Origin of the sequence: Streptomyces venezuelae ATCC 10712, assembly GCF_008639165.1 — a bacterium.
Classification (GTDB): Bacteria; Actinomycetota; Actinomycetes; order Streptomycetales; family Streptomycetaceae; genus Streptomyces; species Streptomyces venezuelae.
Genome location: NZ_CP029197.1, coordinates 5,863,770 through 5,879,667, shown reverse-complemented (window position 1 = coordinate 5,879,667; position 15,898 = coordinate 5,863,770). Strand labels below are relative to the sequence as shown.

Below are 15,898 nucleotides of genomic sequence, written 5' to 3'. Positions count from 1 at the left end.
TGATGTCGATGAACGCACTCACCCGGACCGCCGACGCACTGGCGGTGACGCCCCTGCTCAACTGCCTGCTCCGCGAGGCGGCGGACCCGGCCGGGGAGCACGACGCGGCACCGGCGACGCCCGCTGGACCCGCCACGGCGACGGCGACCGCGACACCGACGCCCCACGGACCCGCCACCACCGCACCGAGTCCCGACGGATCCGCCATGGCGACCGCGACCCCGGCGCACGCCGTGCACCGGCTGCGCGTCAGCGGCCGTCTCCTCCGGGTCCGCCCCGGCCGGCACCCCTCCGCCCCCGAGCTGTGGACGGGAGGCGCCTGGCGGCCCCTGGGGCACCCCGACCTCGTCGAGCTCGCCGTCGAGGAGATGCACGCCTCCACCGGCCGGGCCAACCCCGCCCTGGCCGCCGAGATGGCCGCGAGCCGCACCGCCGTGCGGGCGGTGCTCGCCGCACGCGCGCGCGTGGCGCCGCCCGAGGACACCTGGCTCCGTTCCGAACAGGCACTGGTCATGGGGCACCCGTACCACCCGGCCCCGAAGGCCCGCCTCGGCGGCGGGCCCCCCGCCGAATGGCTGCGGTACGCGCCCGAGGCGTACGCCCGGTTCCCGCTGGTGCTGCTCGGCGTCCGCGAGGACGCGGTGGTCGAGGACGGCGACACGAAGGCTCTGGACGCCCTCGGCGAGGCGCCCCCCGGATACCGTCTGCTCCCCGCGCACCCCTGGCAGCTGGCCCTCTCCGACCGGAGTACGCGCGTGCGTGCCGCCTTCGCCGAGGGCCGGCTCGTCCGGCTGGGTGTCACGCCCCGCCCCGCCCGGCCGACGGCCTCGGTGCGCACCCTGCACGTCCCCGGGGACGGCGGGACCGCGGACGCGGGGAACGGCGAGGACATGTTCCTGAAGTTCAGCCTGGACGTCCGCATCACCAACGACATCCGCCGGATGCGGCGGCACGAACTGCTCCACGTCCGCCGCACCGACCCCGTCGTGACCGCGGCCTTCGCCGCGATGGACGGCCCCACGGCCTGGCTCAGCGATCGCGGCTACCGCACGGTCGACGGCCTCTTCGAGACCTGCGCGGTCCTGGTCAGGGACGGTCTCGACCGCCATCTGCCGCCGGGTACGACGGCGGTCCTGGCCGCCGCGCTCGCCGAGGGCTTCCCCGGCAGCCCCCTCGACCGGGTCACCGACCCCCGGGCGTGGTGGGCGGCCTATCTGCGGTGCGTCGTGGCGCCCGCCCTGGAGGCGTACGCCCGGTTCGGCGTGGTCGTGGAGTGCCATCTGCAGAACACCCTGGTCGCCGTGGACGAGCGGGGCATCCCCGTCCGGTCCGTGTTCCGCGACGCGGAGGGCGCGAAGACGGTCCCGGAGATGGCGCCGGAGGCGGCCTGGCGCAGGCTCGTGTACTGCCTCGTCGTCAACAACCTCTCCGAGGTCGCCGGCGCCCTCGCGCACCGTTTCCCGGGCTCCGCCCCCGCCCTGTGGGAGCTGGCGCGCGCCGAGTTCGAGCGGGCCGGCCGGCGGCCGGAGCTGTCCGGCGTGCAGGAGCTGCTCGCCTCACCGACCGTCCCCGGCAAGGCGAACCTGCTGTCCCGCTGGCTCCGCGCGGAGGGCACGGCCCCGCACTACATCCCGGTCCCCAACCCCCTCGCACAGGCCTAGAGGTCTCCCCGCTCCCGACGCGCCCGCGCCCCCTTCACGACCCGGGTGATCCCGTACCCGAGCAGCCAGGGCAGCACCGTGATGCCGAGGACGTACACGAGGAAGTACCCCAGGACGTCGTCCCAGTGCCCCGTCTCGTCCCAGGTGTCCGTCGGCAGGAGCACCGCGGTCGCGGAGACCCCGACCGGCACCAGGGGCGACAGCACGGACCACGCCCGGGGCCACCGCCCGGGCCGCCGGGCGCACCACACCCCCAGGCCCCCCATCACGAAGGGTCCGAACGGCACCCACAACAGCACCGGCACGAACAGGACGACCCACCACTCGTCCGCATACCCGAACATCATCGAAGCCCCCCGACCCCACCCGCCCGTCCTATCCTTCGACGCATGTCCCTCCCCCTCCGTTCCCCCGGTGGCGGGCGTCTTTCCGCCCGGGCCGTCGACGCGCTCGTGGCGGGGGTCGTCCTGGTCGTCGTCGCCGTCTGGACCCTCGTGTCCGCGCGGTACGCGAGTGAGCCCGCCGCCCGGACGGTGCTCGGCTGGGCGCTGATCCTGGTCGGGTGCGGGGCGCTGTGCTTCCGGCGGCGGCAGCCCGTCACCGTCGCCGTCGTCACGCTGCTGGCCTGTGTCGTCTACTACCCGCTGTCCGCCCAGGACGGCCCGCTGATGATCGCCTTCGCGCTCGCGCTCTACACGACCGCCGCCGAGGGGCGTTTCGCCGCGGCCCTCGCGCTCGCCGCCGTCACGCTGCTCGCGGTCGGGATCGGCGAGATCCGGCAGCAGCCGGGGCACCGGCAGATCGACGACACCTCGCTCGTGATGCTGGCCGGCTGGCTGATCAGCCTGGTCGCGGTGGGGCGGGCCCAGCGCACCCGGATGGCGTATCTGCACGAGGTGGAGCAGCGGGCGCTGGCCGCCGAGCGGGAGCAGGAGGCCCGGGCTCGGCAGAGCGCCACCGAGGAGCGGCTGCGGATCGCCCGGGAGGTGCACGACGTGCTCGGCCACAGCATCTCGCTGATCAACGTCCAGTCGGGGGCCGCGCTGCACCGGCTCGGCAAGGGGCCCGCCCCCGAGGCAGGGCTCGCCACGGCCACCGAGGCCCTGGAGGCGGTGAAGGCCACCAGCAAGGACGCGCTGCGGGAGCTGCGGGCGACCCTCGGGGTGCTGCGCGGGGCCGACGAGCCCACGCCCACCGCGCCGTCCTCGTCGGGTCTCGCGCTCCTCGCCGACCTCGCCGCACGGGCCCGGAGCACCGGTCTCGACGTCCGTACGGAGGTGACCGGCAGGCCGGTGCCCCTTCCGCCGCCGGTGGACCTGGCCGCGTACCGGATCGTGCAGGAGTCCCTCACGAACGTCACGCGCCACGCGGGCGCGAGCACCGTCCGCGTCGGCCTGGACTGGGGTGCGGACGCGCTGCGGCTGCGGATCGCGGACGACGGCGCGGGCGCGCCGGAGGGGCGGGCGCTGGGCAGCGGCATCCGGGGCATGGCCGAGCGGGCCCGTGCGTTCGGCGGCGAGCTGACGGCCCGGAACGGGGACGGCGGCGGTTTCCTGGTGGACGCCCGGCTACCGCTCCCGCCGCCCACCGGAGCGACCGAACCGACCGGACCCGCCGGACCGACGGAACCCACCGGACCCACCGCACCGCCCACGCCCACCTCACCCACCACGCCCACCACCCCCGAGGGGAACCCCCGATGATCCGTGTCGTGCTCGCCGACGACCAGACCCTCGTCCGGGCCGGCTTCCGGTCGATCCTCTCCGACGAGGAGGACCTCGAGGTCGTCGGCGAGGCGGCCGACGGCGAGCAGGCCATCGCGCTGGCCCGCGAACTCCGCCCGGACGTGGTCCTGATGGACATCCGCATGCCGGTCCTCGACGGCCTTGAGGCGACCCGCCGGATCACCGCCGACGAGCGGCTCGAAGGCGTACGGGTGGTCATCCTGACCACCTTCGACGCGGACGACCACGTGTACGGCGCGCTGCGCGCGGGCGCTTCGGGCTTCCTGGTGAAGGACACCGAGCCGATGGAACTGCTGCACGCGGTACGGGTCGTGGCGCGCGGCGACGCCCTGATCGCCCCGGCCGTGACCCGCCGTCTGATCGCCGAGTTCGCGGGCCGGGCGGAGCGGCGGCCGGACCCGAGTCCCCGGCTCAACGCGCTCACGGAGCGGGAGCGGGAGGTGCTCGGCCTGGTGGGCGCCGGGCTGTCGAACGACGAGATCGCCGGCCGGCTGGTGCTCTCCCCGGCGACCGCGAAGACCCATGTCAGCCGGATCATGACCAAGCTGGCGGTACGGGACCGGGCGCAGCTGGTGATCCTGGCGTACGAGTCCGGGATGATCACGCCCGGCTGGCTGGCCTGACCCCACGGGCCGCGGGCCGGCCCGATCTTCGTGAGGACCCCTAGGGGTCGTGGACCGCGCGGCGCAACTCAGGGGGTACGCGCGCGTGGGGCGGCGCAACCGCCGGGGTACGCCGGGTGTCCACCGGGGGCTGACGCCGTGCCCCTGACCGTACGCCGACGCTGATCGGGTGAACCAGGACGTACTCGATCTCGCGCGGCTGCAGTTCGCCCTCACGGCGGGCGGTCACTTCCTCTTCGTCGCCCTCACCCTGGGGCTCGCGACCGTGGTGGCCGTGCTCCAGACGCGGGCCACGTTCAGCCGGAAGCCGCTGGACGCGCGCATGGTGCGGTTCTGGGGCCAGCTGTACGTGATCAACTACGCGGTCGGCATCGTCACCGGCCTGGTCATGGAGTTCCAGTTCGGCATGGCCTGGAGCGGCCTCACCCACGAGGCGGGCAACGTCCTCGGGGCCTCGCTGGCCGTCGAGACGATCGTCGCGTTCTTCGTCGAGTCGACCTTCCTCGGCCTGTGGATCTTCGGCTGGCACCGGCTCAACCGCTGGGCCCATTTGGCCGCGATCTGGATCGTCGTCCTGACCGCGTACCTCTCGGCGTACTGGATCCTCGTCTCCAACGGCTTCCTCAACCACCCCGTGGGGTACGGCTCCGAGGGCGGCGAGCTCGTCCTCGACGACCCGGTGGCCGTGCTGACCAACCCCTCCGCGCTGCTCGCCTTCGGGCACGTCGTGGCGGGTGCGCTGCTCACGGCCGGCTTCTTCATGGCCGGGGTCAGCGCGTACCACCTGTTCCGGCGCACTCCGGAGTGGGAGTTCTTCGGCCGCGGCCTGCGCGTCGGGGTGTTCCTTTCGGCGCCCGCGCTCATGGTGACGGCCGCGTTCGGCGGGGTGCAGTTCGCCGTCCTGGACTCCTTCCAGCCGATGAAGTCGGCCGTGTTCCGCGGTCAGACCGCGGAGATCGCCCGGGTCCAGGCGGAGCTGACGGCGCGCTTCGGGCCCGGCGACTACGTGCCCTCGGAGGCGTGGACCCGCGGCGGCGCGCTGGTGATGCTGATCGGCTTCGCCCTGATGATGTACCTCTGCTTCGCCGGGGTGATCCTGGCCGCCTTCAGAAAGGTGGTCTTCCGGTTCCGGTTCTGGCATCTCGTCCTGATGGCGGCCGTCCCGCTCCCGTACCTCGCGATGATCGGCGGCTGGGTCTTCCGGGAGTCCGGGCGGCAGCCCTGGGTGGTCTACGGGCTGCTGAAGACGGAGGACGCCGTCTCGGACCTCTCCCCCGGCACCATGCGCCTCTCCCTCACCGTCTTCACCACGGTCTTCGTCCTGCTCGTCGCCCTCAACGCCTGGCTCCTCACCCGGCACGCCCGCCGGGGCCCGGTGGATTCCGGCCTCGGCCACGACGAGCGTCCGGCCGAGGGCGACGACGGGACGCCCGACCCCGCCGAAGCCCTCCCCGCACCCCGCTACTGAAGCCCGAGGAGCCCCCGTGGAGACCCTGGCCATCGCCCTGCTCGCCTTCTTCGCCGCCGGCTGGTCCGTCCTCGCCGGCGCGGACCTGGGCACCGGCATGCTCACGCCCTGGCTGGGCCGGAGCGACCGCGAACGACGGCTCGTCCTCGCCTCCTTCGCTCCCTTCTTCCTCGGCAACGAGGTCTGGCTCGTCGCCACCGCCGGAGTCCTCATCGGCTGCTTCCCGGCCCTCGAAGGGGAGCTCCTGAGCGGTCAGCTCCCGGTCCTCGTCGCGCTGCTGACGGGCTGGATCCTCCGGGACGCGGGACTCTGGTCACGCGGCCGGGGCCCGGGGCCGCGCTGGCGCGCGGGCTGCGACGCGGCCGTGATCTGCGGGAGCTGGGCCGTCGTGCTGTCCTGGGGCTGGCTGCTCGCCGCCCTGCTGACCGGACGGCCGTACGCCCCCGCGACCGGCTCCACGGGCCTGCTCACCGCGCTCGCCGTGGCCGCGCTGTTCGTCGCGCACGGCCTCGGGTTCGCCACGCTCCGGCTCACCGGACCGCCGTACGAGCGGGCCCGCCGGCTCGCCGGGCGCGCCGGGCGCCCGTGGCAGCCTTTCGCGCTGACCGCCGTCCTGATGGGCGGGCTTCCGCTCTGGGCGGGCGCCGGGCTCCCGCTGGCCGAACGGGCGGCCTCCCCCGCGACGCTCGTGCTGCTCGTGCCCGCCCTGCTGGTCGTCACCCCGCTGCTCGTGGCCGTCCAGGCGTGGATCTGGCACGCCTTCCGGCACCGGGTCACGGGACCCTCGTACCTCTGAGCGGCCGGCTCAGGAGTCCGGGGACTCCTTCTTGTGGTGCAGCGCCTTCTGGAGCCTTGCCACCACCGCCTCCCCGTACCGCCGGTGGCCGTGGACGCGCGGGTCGTCCGTCACGTCGTACCGCTTCACGTAGGCGCCGAGGAAGGCCTGGAGGGTGGCGACGGCCGGGATGGCGATCAGGGCGCCGACGGCGCCGAGCAGCGCCGTGCCCGCGATGACCGAGCCGAAGGCCACCGCCGGATGGATGTCGACCGTCTTCGACGTGAGCTTCGGCTGGAGCACGTAGTTCTCGAACTGCTGGTAGACCACGACGAATCCGAGCACCCACAGCGCGTACCAGGGGTTCACGGTGAAGGCGATCAGCATGGGCAGCGCGCCGGCCAGATAGGTGCCGATGGTGGGAATGAACTGCGAGACCAGACCGACCCAGACGGCGAGCGCGGGCGCGTACGGCACGCCCAGGATCTCGAAGAGGACGAAGTGCGCGACGCCCGAGATGAGGGCCATGAGACCGCGCGAGTACAGATAGCCGCCGGTCTTGTCGACGGCGATCTCCCAGGCCCGCAGGACCTCGGTCTGGCGGGCGGGCGGCAGGACGGAGCAGAGCGCGCGCCGCAGGCGGGGCCCGTCGGCCGCGAAGTAGAACGAGAACAGGAAGATCGTCAGCAGCCGGAACAGGCCGCCGAGGACGGTGGCGGAGACGTCGAGGACTCCGGCCGCGCTGTTCTGCACGTACTTCTGGAGCCACTCGGAACTCAGGACGCTGTCCTGGACCTCAACCCGCGAGAGGTCGGTGTGGAAGTTCTCGTTGATCCAGTTGATCAGCGAGTCGAGGTACTGCGGGAAGTTCTCGACCATGTCCACGATCTGCCCGGCGAGCATCGACCCCAGGAGGACGACGAAGCCCACGCCGAAGATCAGCACGGCGAAGAAGACGAGGAAGGTGGCGAGGCCCCGGCGCATGCCGCGCGCCGCCATGCGGCCGACCGCGGGTTCGATGGCGAGGGCGAGGAAGAAGGCGAGCAGGATGTTGACGAGGAGGCCGACGAGCTGGTGGAAGGCCCAGCTGCCCAGCAGGAAGCAGGCGTAGAGCGCGAGGGCCAGGACGAGGGCCCGGGGCAGCCAGCGCGGCATTCGCGCCCCCGCGGCGGCGGACCCGGACGCCCGGTCGCCGCCGCCCGCGCCACCGCCGTCGCCGGCGGTGTCGCCTCTGCCGGCCGGCGCCACGGGATCAGCCGAAGCGGCCGGATCGGTCGATGCGGTCGAATCGGTCGATGCGGTCAGGTCGGTCGGTTCGCTGTCGTCAGTCGGAGCCACCCCGCCAGTCTCGCGCACCGCACGGACATTCCACCCCGGACCCCCCACATCCCCTTCGGTCACCCGGCGTGAGCCGCGCGGTCACCGTGCGGTACGGGCTCCGGTCACGCCTCCGGTCAGCGCTTGTCGGCCGGCACGTCGACGGCGGCGCAGACCGCCCGCCAGACGTCCTTCGCCTCCCAGCCGGCGTCCAGCGCCTCGCGCACCGTCCGCCCGCCGAGCTCGGCCATCACATGGTCACGTGCGAAGGACTCGGCGTAGGACGCACCGAAGTGGTCCGCCATCCGCTCCCAGAAAATCGTCAACCGCATGACACCAGTATCCCGCTCCCAAGAGTGCAGCCCGCTCCGTAGCCCTTGTCACCGCGACTTTCCGCCCTACGGTCGGAGCATGGCCGAAAAACCCCTCTCCTCACCGCACGCGACCCCCGTGGCCCGCGCCGAGCGTTTCGTCTGGCTGACGGCCCGTGTCCTCGAACAGCGCCGGTTCGCCTACCACTTCCTGCGCGGCGGCGCGGATCAGGTGGAGACGGCCCTCTCGGCGTACCTCAACGAGGACGGCGGCTACGGCCACGCACTCGAACCCGACCTGCGCGGGCCGGTCAGCCAGCCCCTGCACACCGCGCACGGGCTCCGGGTGCTGGACTCCATCGGGCGCTGCGGCGGGCTGCGCGTGGAGCGGATCTGCCGCTACCTCACCGAGGTGTCCACCCACGACGGCGCGCTCCCGGCGGTCCACCCGTCCCAGCGCGGGTACCCGGCCGCGCCGTTCGTCCCGGTCGTCGACGCCCCGCCGAGCGCGCTGCTCGCGACCGGCCCGGTGGTCGGGGTGCTGCACCGCAACCAGGTGTGGCACGCGTGGCTCTTCCGGGCCACCGAGTTCTGCTGGTCGGCCGTGGAGTCGCTGGAGAAGTCGCATCCGTACGAGATCCAGGCCGCGGTCGCCTTCCTGGACGGGGCCCCGGACCGCGCGCGTGCGGAGGCCGCCGCGGACCGGCTCGGCCGCCTCGTCCGTGAGCAGCGGCTCGCCGTGCTCGACCCCGACCGGGAGGAGGACTATCCGGTGGCGGACGGGTACGCGCCGGGGGAACGCCATTTCCCGCACGACTACGCGCGCGTGCCGGACTCGCTGGCCGCCCGCTGGTTCACGGCGGAGGAGATGGCCCGCTCCCTCGACCGGCTGGCGGCCGACCAGGAGGAGGACGGCGGCTGGCCGATCCGCTGGCGCGCCTGGGCCCCCGGTTCGGCCCTGGAGGGCCGCCCGCTCGTCACGGTGGAGGCACTGCGCACCCTCCGCGCCCACGGCCGCCCGGTCGACTGACGGCCGGGAGGCGGCGGCCGCGCTCGCTGTACTCCCGGCCTGCGACCGGCCCCGCCCGTTCCCCGTGGTCACCAGCCCAGCGCGCGTACCCCCGCCGTGACGGCGACGGCGGCGCCGACGACCACCAGGAACGGGGCTCGCAGGACGAGCGCGACGGCGGCCGCGGCGAGGCCGGCGGCCCGGGCGTCCAGGACGACGGAGTCGCCCGCGCCGAACGTCTGCTGCGCCGTCAGCGCGGCGAGCAGCGCGACCGGCAGCAGCGCGGCGAGCCGCTGGACGAGCGGCCGCTCCAGCGCTCCGGCGGGGACGAGCAGGCCGAGCAGCTTGACGAGGTAGCACCCGGCGGCGGTCAGGGCGATCGCGATCCAGACGTTCATCGGGTCTCCTTCTCTCGTCCGGACGGGTCCGCCGCTCCCGCGGCCGGGCCCATCCGGCGGCCCTGGAACCAGAGCACCAGCGGCGCGGCGAGGGCAGCCGCGAGAACCGGCACCCCGGCGGGCAGCACGGGCAGCAGGCCGAGGCCGAGCAGGACGGCGATCCCGGCGGTGGTCCGCTCGGTCGCGGTCTTCAGCATGGGCGCGAGCAGGGCGAGGAAGACGGCGGGACCGGCCGCGTCGAGCCCCCAGGCCGCGGTGTCGCCGATCGCCTCGGCGCCGAGCGCGCCGAGCAGGGTCGTCGCGTTCCACAGGACGTACAGCGTGAGCCCGGTGACGGTGAAGCCGAGCCGGGCGGCCCGGCGGGACGGCTGGGCGAGGGCGACCGCCGTGGTCTCGTCGATCACCCAGTGCGCGGCGAACGGCCTGACGGCCTTCGGTACGGCGAGGAGCTGGGAGAGGCGCAGCCCGTAGAAGGCGTTGCGGGTGCCGAGGAAGAAGGCGCCGGCGGCGGCCGTGAAGGGGTTGCCACCGGCGGCGAGCGCGCCGACCAGCGCGAACTGCGAGGCGCCGGTGAAGACGAGCAGGCTGAGGACGCAGGTCTGGAGGACGCTGAGGCCGGAGCCTGCGGAGGTCACGCCGAAGGCGAAGCCGGAGAGGCCGACGGCGACTCCGACGCCGAGGGCGTCGCGGACGACGGCGGCGTCGGGTTTGCCCTGGGGCGGTGCGCTGTCGCGTATGACGGGGGGTGCTGTTCGTTCTGCCACGTCAGGGACGCTACGGCAGCCCTTCCGGCCCGGTCTTGTACGTTCTTGCGGGCCGTTACGCCCCTGACCTCGCGCGCTGGTACGCGCCGGGCGGCACCCCGACGCTGCGGGTGAAGTGCCGGTTGAGGTGCGACTGGTCGGTGAAGCCGACGATCGCGGCCGCCTCCGCCGGCGGGGTGCCCGTGTCGAGCAGCTGCCGTGCCCGCCGTACGCGCGCGTCGGTCAGCCAGGTGTGCGGCGGCATCCCGTACGCGTCCCGGAAGGCCCGGAGGAGGGCGAAGGGGCTGGTGCCGAGGTCGGCGGCGAGCCGTTCGAGGGTCGGCGGCTCGACCATCCGGTCCTCCAGGACGGCACGCGCGCGTGCCGCGTTGCGGGCGCCCGCCGAGCGGGGCGGCAGCGGGCTGACGATGCCGCCGTGGCTGCGCAGCATCCTGGCCGTGACCAGCCGCAGGAGGCTGTCGGCGGCGAGCGCGTTGCCCTCCTCGGCGGCCCGGTGGACGCCGACGACGAGCCGGGCGGCGTGCGGGTCGTCGACGACGGGCGAGGTGAAGCCGACGGAGCCGCGCAGGGCGAGGGTGTCGGCGGCGATGGCCCGGACGATCTCCGCGTCGGGGTAGATCGTCCGGTACGTCCAGCCCTCGGGCACGCCCGCGTGCCCGGTGTGCGGGGTGTCGGGGTTGACCAGGGCGATCTGGCCGGGGCTCGCGTGGACGAGTTCGTCACGGTAGTGGAAGGCCTCGACGCCCTCGGTGATCGCGGCGAAGACGAAGCTCTCGTGGGTGTGCCGGGCGAAGGCCTTCCGGACGTAGTGGGCGTGCAGCAGGTCGACCCCGGGCAGCTCGGAGTACTGCCAGTACCGTGCCCGCTCCCCGCTCGCCATGCCTCCATTCTGCGCCAGGCCCCGGAGCGGCCACGAGCGGTCGTGCCCAGGTCCGGGCGGTTGTCAGTGGCGGGGTGCACGATGGGGGACATGGTCAGGTCCGCGCTCGAATCGTTCTCCCCCGCGACCCGTGGTTGGTTCAGCGGTGCCTTCACCGCGCCCACGGCGGCGCAGGAGGGCGCCTGGACCGCCATCGGCGCGGGCTCCGACGTCCTCGTCGTCGCGCCGACGGGCTCGGGCAAGACGCTGGCCGCGTTCCTCGCCTCCCTGGACCGGCTCGCCTCCGCGCCCCCGCCGGCCGAGCCGAAGAAGCGCTGCCGCGTGCTGTACGTGTCGCCGCTGAAGGCCCTGGCGGTGGACGTCGAGCGGAATCTGCGCTCGCCGCTGACCGGCATCCGGCAGGAGTCGGTGCGGCTCGGGCTGCCCGAGCCGGACATCAAGGTCGGCATCCGCTCCGGCGACACCCCGCAGGCCGAGCGCCGGGCGCTCGCGACCCGGCCGCCGGACATCCTGATCACCACCCCCGAGTCCCTGTTCCTGATGCTGACCTCGGCGACCCGTGAGGCCCTCGCGGGCGTGGAGACGGTCATCCTGGACGAGGTGCACGCGGTGGCGGGCACCAAGCGGGGCGCGCACCTGGCCCTGTCCCTGGAGCGGCTCGACGAGCTGCTGCCGCGGCCCGCGCGCCGGATCGGCCTGTCGGCGACCGTGCGGCCGGTGGACGAGGTGGCCCGCTATCTGTCGCCGGGGCGCGCCGTGGAGATCGTCCAGCCGCCGTCGGGGAAGGAGTTCGACCTCTCCGTCGTCGTCCCCGTCGAGGACATGGGCGAGCTGGGCGGCTCCCCCGCCTCCGAGGGCAAGGACGGCGGTGACAAGCCGTCGATCTGGCCCCACGTGGAGGAGCGGATCGCCGACCTCGTGCAGTCCCACCGTTCCACGATCGTCTTCGCCAACTCCCGGCGCCTCGCCGAGCGTCTGTGCAACCGGCTCAACGAGATCGCGTACGAGCGGGCGACGGGCGAGCCGCTGCCCGACGGGGCGCCGCCGGCCGAGATCATGGCCCAGTCGGGGGCGGCGCACGGCGCCCCCGCCGTGCTCGCCCGCGCCCACCACGGCTCGGTGTCGAAGGAGCAGCGCGCCCTGGTGGAGGAGGACCTGAAGGCGGGCCGGCTGCCCGCCGTGGTGGCCACCTCCAGCCTGGAGCTCGGCATCGACATGGGCGCGGTCGACCTGGTCGTGCAGGTCGAGTCGCCGCCCTCGGTCGCCTCGGGGCTGCAGCGGGTGGGCCGCGCCGGGCACCAGGTGGGCGCGGTGTCGACGGGCGTGGTCTTCCCCAAGTACCGGGGCGATCTCGTGCAGGCGGCGGTGGTCACCGAGCGGATGCGGTCGGGTGCGATCGAGTCGATGCGGATCCCGGCCAATCCGCTGGACGTGCTCGCCCAGCAGCTGGTCGCCATCGTCTCGCTGGACACCTGGCAGGTGGACGACCTCCTCGCCCTGGTCCGCCGGGCGGCGCCGTTCGCCTCGCTGCCCGAGTCGGCGTTCACGGGCGTGCTCGACATGCTGGCGGGCCGCTATCCCTCGGACGCCTTCGCCGAGCTGCGCCCGCGCGTGGTCTGGGACCGGGTGGCCGGGACGGTCACCGGGCGGCCGGGCGCGCAGCGGCTCGCCGTCACCTCGGGCGGCACGATCCCCGACCGGGGCCTGTTCGGGGTGTTCCTCGCGGGCTCGGACCCGAAGAAGGGCGGTGGCCGGGTCGGCGAGCTCGACGAGGAGATGGTGTACGAGTCGCGGGTCGGCGACGTGTTCACCCTGGGCACCACCTCCTGGCGGATCGAGGACATCACCCGCGACCGGGTGCTGGTGTCCCCCGCGCCCGGGGTGCCGGGCCGGCTGCCGTTCTGGAAGGGCGACCAGCTGGGCCGCCCGCTCGAACTGGGCCGCGCGGTGGGCGCGTTCCTGCGCGAGGTCGGCGCCCTCGCGGACGACGACGCCCGGCTGCGGCTGCTCGCCGCCGGCCTGGACGCCTGGGCCGCGGAGAACGTCCTGGCGTACCTCAAGGAGCAGCGCGAGGCCTGCGGCCATGTGCCGGACGACCGGACGATCCTGGTCGAGCGGTTCCGGGACGAGCTCGGCGACTGGCGGGTCGTGATCCACTCCCCGTTCGGGGCGCAGGTGCACGCCCCCTGGGCGCTGGCGCTCGGCGCGCGGCTCGCCGAGCGGTACGGCATGGACGCCCAGGTGATGCACGCGGACGACGGCATCGTGCTGCGGCTGCCGGACGCGGACCTGATGGGCCTGGACATGGGCCTGGACCTGCTCGACCACGAGCCGGTCGACCCCGGCCGCCATCTCGACACGACGTACGACGCGGACAAGGCGCCCGTGGGCGCGGCCGACGCCCTCTTCGACAAGGGTGAGATCGGGCAGATCGTCACCGACCAGGTCGGCGGTTCCGCGCTGTTCGCCTCCCGCTTCCGCGAGTGCGCGGCGCGTGCCCTGCTGCTGCCGAAGCGCAACCCCGGCAAGCGCACGCCGCTGTGGCAGCAGCGGCAGCGTGCCGCCCAGCTCCTCCAGGTGGCGAGCGAGTTCGGTTCGTTCCCGATCGTCCTGGAAGCCGTCCGCGAGTGCCTCCAGGACGTCTTCGACCTCCCGGGCCTGACCGAGCTGATGGGCGACATCGAGTCCCGCCGGGTCCGTCTGGTCGAGGTCACCACCCCCGAGCCGTCCCCCTTCGCCCGCTCCCTGCTCTTCGGCTATGTGGCGCAGTTCCTGTACGAGGGCGACTCCCCGCTCGCGGAGCGGCGGGCGGCCGCGCTGTCGCTGGACTCCCGGCTGCTGGCCGAGCTCCTCGGCCAGGCGGAGCTGCGCGAGCTGCTCGACGCCGACGTCCTGACCGAGCTGGAGCGGGAGCTCCAGTGGCTGACGGACGACCGGCGGGTCAAGGACGTGGAGGGCGTCGCCGACCTGCTGCGGGTGCTGGGCCCGCTCACCGAGGCGGAGCTGGCCGAGCGGGGCGCCGAGCCGGGCTGGGCGCCGGAGCTGGGCACGGCCCGCCGGGCCATCAGGGTGCGGATCGGGGGCCGGGACCACTGGGCGGCGATCGAGGACGCGGGCCGGCTCCGGGACGCGCTGGGCACGGCCCTGCCCGTGGGCGTGCCGGAGGCGTTCACGGAGCCCGTGAAGGATCCGCTGGGCGACCTCCTCGCGCGGTTCGCGCGCACCCACGGGCCCTTCACGTCCTCCGCGGCCGCCTCCCGTTTCGGCCTGGGCGCGGCCGTCACCGACGGCGCCCTCCAGCGGCTCGCCGCCTCGGGCCGGGTCGTGCAGGGCGAGTTCCATCCGTCGGGCATCGGCCAGGAGTGGTGCGACGCCACGGTCCTGCGCCGGCTGCGCCGCCGCTCCCTGGCGGCGCTGCGCCACGAGCTGGAGCCGGTGCCGCCGGCCGCGCTGGCCACCTTCCTGCCGCAGTGGCAGCACCTGGGAAGCAACAGCCTGCGCGGCATCGACGGCCTGGCCCGAGCGATCGAGCAGCTCCAGGGAGCGCCGGTGCCCGCGTCGGCGCTGGAGAAGCTGATCCTGCCGTCCCGGGTCCGTGACTACTCCCCGGGGCTCCTCGACGAGCTGACGACCACCGGCGAGGTGCTGTGGGCGGGGGCGGGGTCGCTGCCGGGCAAGGACGGCTGGGTCTCGCTGTACCTCGCGGACGCGGCGCCACTGCTCCTCCCGCCGGCGCATCCGCTGGAGCTGTCCGCCCTGCACGAGTCGGTGCTCACCGCCCTGTCCGGCGGGTACGGACTGTTCTTCCGCCAGATCGCCGACCAGATCCGGGCCACCACCCACCCGGACGCCACCGATCCGCAGCTGGCGGACGCCGTCTGGGACCTGGCCTGGTCGGGCCGCCTCACCAACGACACCCTGGCCCCGCTGCGCTCGCTCCTCGGTTCGGGCCGCACGGCGGGCGCCACCGCCCATCGGGCGCGCCGCACGGTCCCGCGCGGCCGGTACGGCACGCTGACGGCGGCCGCCCGCACCGCCTCCCGCACGGGCCCGCCCACGGTCTCGGGCCGCTGGTCGCTGCTGCCCCCGCAGGAGCCCGAGCCAACGCACCGGGCGCATGCCCTGGCCCGTACCCTCCTGGACCGGCACGGCGTGGTCACCCGGGGCGCGGTGGCCGCCGAGGGCGTGGAGGGCGGCTTCTCCGCCACGTACCGCATCCTGGCGGCCTTCGAGGACAGCGGGCAGGCCCGGCGCGGCTATGTGGTGGAGGGTCTCGGTGCGGCCCAGTTCGCGATGGACGGGGCGGTGGACCGGCTGCGGGCCGCGGCGACCGCCCGCGACCGTGGCGCGGAGGCGGCGGCCGGCCCCCGGGCGGTGGTCCTGGCGGCGGCCGATCCGGCGAACGCGTACGGGGCGGCCCTGTCCTGGCCCGAGCCGCCGACCGGCGCCGGGCACAAGCCGGGCCGCAAGGCGGGCTCGCTGGTGGTCCTGGTCGACGGCGAGCTCACGCTCTACATGGAGCGCGGCGGCAAGACGCTGCTGTGCTGGCCGCAGGAGCCGGACGATACGGCGCTGGGCGCGGCGGCCGAGGCCCTGGCGGCGGCGGCCCGGGCAGGCACGCTGGGCACGGTCACGGTGGAGCGGATCAACGGCGCGACGGCCCTGACGTCCGCCCTGTCCCGTCCGCTGGAGGCCGCCGGTTTCGTCGCCACCCCCAGAGGCCTCCGCCTCCGCGCCTGAGCCCCCACCCCCGAGCCGGACCCCGCCCGGGGGCCTCCGCCTCCGCGCCTGAGCCCCGCCCCTGAGCCGGACCCCGCCCGGGGGCCTGCGCCTCCGCGCCTGAGCCCCGCCCCTGAGCCGGACCCCGCCCGGGGGCCTGCGCCTCCGCGCGTGAGCCCCCGCCCCCGAGCCGGACCCCGCCCGGCATCGACACCCACCCGGCATGAT

The 15,898-nt window shown here is 74.6% G+C and carries 13 protein-coding genes; 7 read left to right on the top strand and 6 right to left on the bottom strand.

Going from position 1 to position 15,898, the window contains the following annotated elements:
- Positions 1-2 precede the first annotated feature (2 nt).
- On the top strand, positions 3-1,661 hold the full coding sequence (locus DEJ43_RS27215; protein WP_015036601.1) for an IucA/IucC family protein: 1,659 nt from the start codon (positions 3-5) through the stop codon (positions 1,659-1,661).
- Here DEJ43_RS27215 and DEJ43_RS27210 read toward each other — a convergent pair.
- On the bottom strand, positions 1,658-2,008 hold the full coding sequence (locus DEJ43_RS27210) for a hypothetical protein (protein ID WP_015036600.1): 351 nt from the start codon (positions 2,006-2,008) through the stop codon (positions 1,658-1,660). The genes DEJ43_RS27215 and DEJ43_RS27210 overlap by 4 nt on opposite strands.
- 42 nt (positions 2,009-2,050) lie before the next feature.
- Here DEJ43_RS27210 and DEJ43_RS27205 point away from each other — a divergent pair, with 42 nt between their 5' ends.
- The 4 genes from DEJ43_RS27205 (at position 2,051) to DEJ43_RS27185 (ending at position 6,293) form a co-directional block, all read left to right on the top strand.
- The gene (locus DEJ43_RS27205; RefSeq protein ID WP_041662945.1) at positions 2,051-3,364 is read left to right on the top strand and encodes a sensor histidine kinase; all 1,314 of its coding nucleotides are present in this window, start codon (positions 2,051-2,053) and stop codon (positions 3,362-3,364) included.
- On the top strand, positions 3,361-4,029 hold the full coding sequence (locus tag DEJ43_RS27195) for a response regulator (protein ID WP_015036598.1): 669 nt from the start codon (positions 3,361-3,363) through the stop codon (positions 4,027-4,029). Before DEJ43_RS27205 ends, DEJ43_RS27195 begins: the two co-directional genes overlap by 4 nt.
- 169 nt (positions 4,030-4,198) lie before the next feature.
- Positions 4,199-5,497, top strand: a complete 1,299-nt coding sequence (locus DEJ43_RS27190) for a cytochrome ubiquinol oxidase subunit I (protein ID WP_015036597.1) — start codon at positions 4,199-4,201, stop codon at positions 5,495-5,497.
- Between the two features lie 16 nt (positions 5,498-5,513).
- Entirely contained in the window at positions 5,514-6,293 is a 780-nt protein-coding gene (locus DEJ43_RS27185) for a cytochrome d ubiquinol oxidase subunit II (RefSeq protein ID WP_015036596.1), read from the top strand.
- A 9-nt stretch (positions 6,294-6,302) separates the two neighbouring features.
- Here the strand turns inward: DEJ43_RS27185 and DEJ43_RS27180 are convergent, their stop codons facing one another.
- Positions 6,303-7,427, bottom strand: a complete 1,125-nt coding sequence (locus tag DEJ43_RS27180; protein ID WP_015036595.1) for an AI-2E family transporter — start codon at positions 7,425-7,427, stop codon at positions 6,303-6,305.
- 299 nt (positions 7,428-7,726) lie between these two features.
- A complete protein-coding gene (locus DEJ43_RS27175) occupies positions 7,727-7,921 on the bottom strand; it encodes a DUF3046 domain-containing protein (RefSeq protein ID WP_041662943.1) in 195 nt (64 codons plus the stop codon).
- A 79-nt stretch (positions 7,922-8,000) separates the two neighbouring features.
- On the opposite strand from DEJ43_RS27175, the gene DEJ43_RS27170 reads away from it, so the two are divergent.
- On the top strand, positions 8,001-8,930 hold the full coding sequence (locus DEJ43_RS27170; protein ID WP_015036593.1) for a hypothetical protein: 930 nt from the start codon (positions 8,001-8,003) through the stop codon (positions 8,928-8,930).
- A 68-nt stretch (positions 8,931-8,998) separates the two neighbouring features.
- Here the strand turns inward: DEJ43_RS27170 and DEJ43_RS27165 are convergent, their stop codons facing one another.
- From DEJ43_RS27165 to DEJ43_RS27155, 3 genes are read right to left on the bottom strand one after another with little or no spacing between them, the layout of a single operon-like run.
- Positions 8,999-9,307: an AzlD domain-containing protein gene (locus DEJ43_RS27165; protein WP_015036592.1), complete on the bottom strand. Its 309-nt coding sequence runs from the start codon at positions 9,305-9,307 to the stop codon at positions 8,999-9,001.
- On the bottom strand, positions 9,304-10,071 hold the full coding sequence (locus tag DEJ43_RS27160) for an AzlC family ABC transporter permease (protein ID WP_015036591.1): 768 nt from the start codon (positions 10,069-10,071) through the stop codon (positions 9,304-9,306). The genes DEJ43_RS27165 and DEJ43_RS27160 overlap by 4 nt, the downstream gene beginning before the upstream one ends.
- Before the next feature lie 55 nt (positions 10,072-10,126).
- Positions 10,127-10,951 carry an AraC family transcriptional regulator gene (locus DEJ43_RS27155; protein ID WP_015036590.1) on the bottom strand — a complete coding sequence of 275 codons (825 nt, stop codon included), beginning with the start codon at positions 10,949-10,951 and terminating at the stop codon, positions 10,127-10,129.
- Positions 10,952-11,041: 90 nt separating this feature from the next.
- Here DEJ43_RS27155 and DEJ43_RS27150 point away from each other — a divergent pair, with 90 nt between their 5' ends.
- Positions 11,042-15,691, top strand: coding sequence for an Lhr family ATP-dependent helicase (locus DEJ43_RS27150; protein ID WP_041662942.1), 4,650 nt, complete (start codon positions 11,042-11,044; stop codon positions 15,689-15,691).
- Positions 15,692-15,898: the final 207 nt, after the last annotated feature.

Excerpts from the sequence above, each read along its gene's own strand:
- DEJ43_RS27210 (WP_015036600.1), bottom strand. The coding sequence starts at position 2,008 with ATGATGTTCGGGTATGCGGACGAGTGGTGGGTCGTCCTGTTCGTGCCG.
- DEJ43_RS27195 (WP_015036598.1), top strand. The coding sequence starts at position 3,361 with ATGATCCGTGTCGTGCTCGCCGACGACCAGACCCTCGTCCGGGCCGGC.
- DEJ43_RS27175 (WP_041662943.1), bottom strand. The coding sequence starts at position 7,921 with ATGCGGTTGACGATTTTCTGGGAGCGGATGGCGGACCACTTCGGTGCG.
- DEJ43_RS27205 (WP_041662945.1), top strand. The coding sequence starts at position 2,051 with ATGTCCCTCCCCCTCCGTTCCCCCGGTGGCGGGCGTCTTTCCGCCCGG.
- DEJ43_RS27165 (WP_015036592.1), bottom strand. The coding sequence starts at position 9,307 with ATGAACGTCTGGATCGCGATCGCCCTGACCGCCGCCGGGTGCTACCTC.
- DEJ43_RS27180 (WP_015036595.1), bottom strand. The coding sequence starts at position 7,427 with ATGCCGCGCTGGCTGCCCCGGGCCCTCGTCCTGGCCCTCGCGCTCTAC.
- DEJ43_RS27170 (WP_015036593.1), top strand. The coding sequence starts at position 8,001 with ATGGCCGAAAAACCCCTCTCCTCACCGCACGCGACCCCCGTGGCCCGC.
- DEJ43_RS27215 (WP_015036601.1), top strand. The coding sequence starts at position 3 with ATGTCGATGAACGCACTCACCCGGACCGCCGACGCACTGGCGGTGACG.
- DEJ43_RS27150 (WP_041662942.1), top strand. The coding sequence starts at position 11,042 with ATGGTCAGGTCCGCGCTCGAATCGTTCTCCCCCGCGACCCGTGGTTGG.
- DEJ43_RS27155 (WP_015036590.1), bottom strand. The coding sequence starts at position 10,951 with ATGGCGAGCGGGGAGCGGGCACGGTACTGGCAGTACTCCGAGCTGCCC.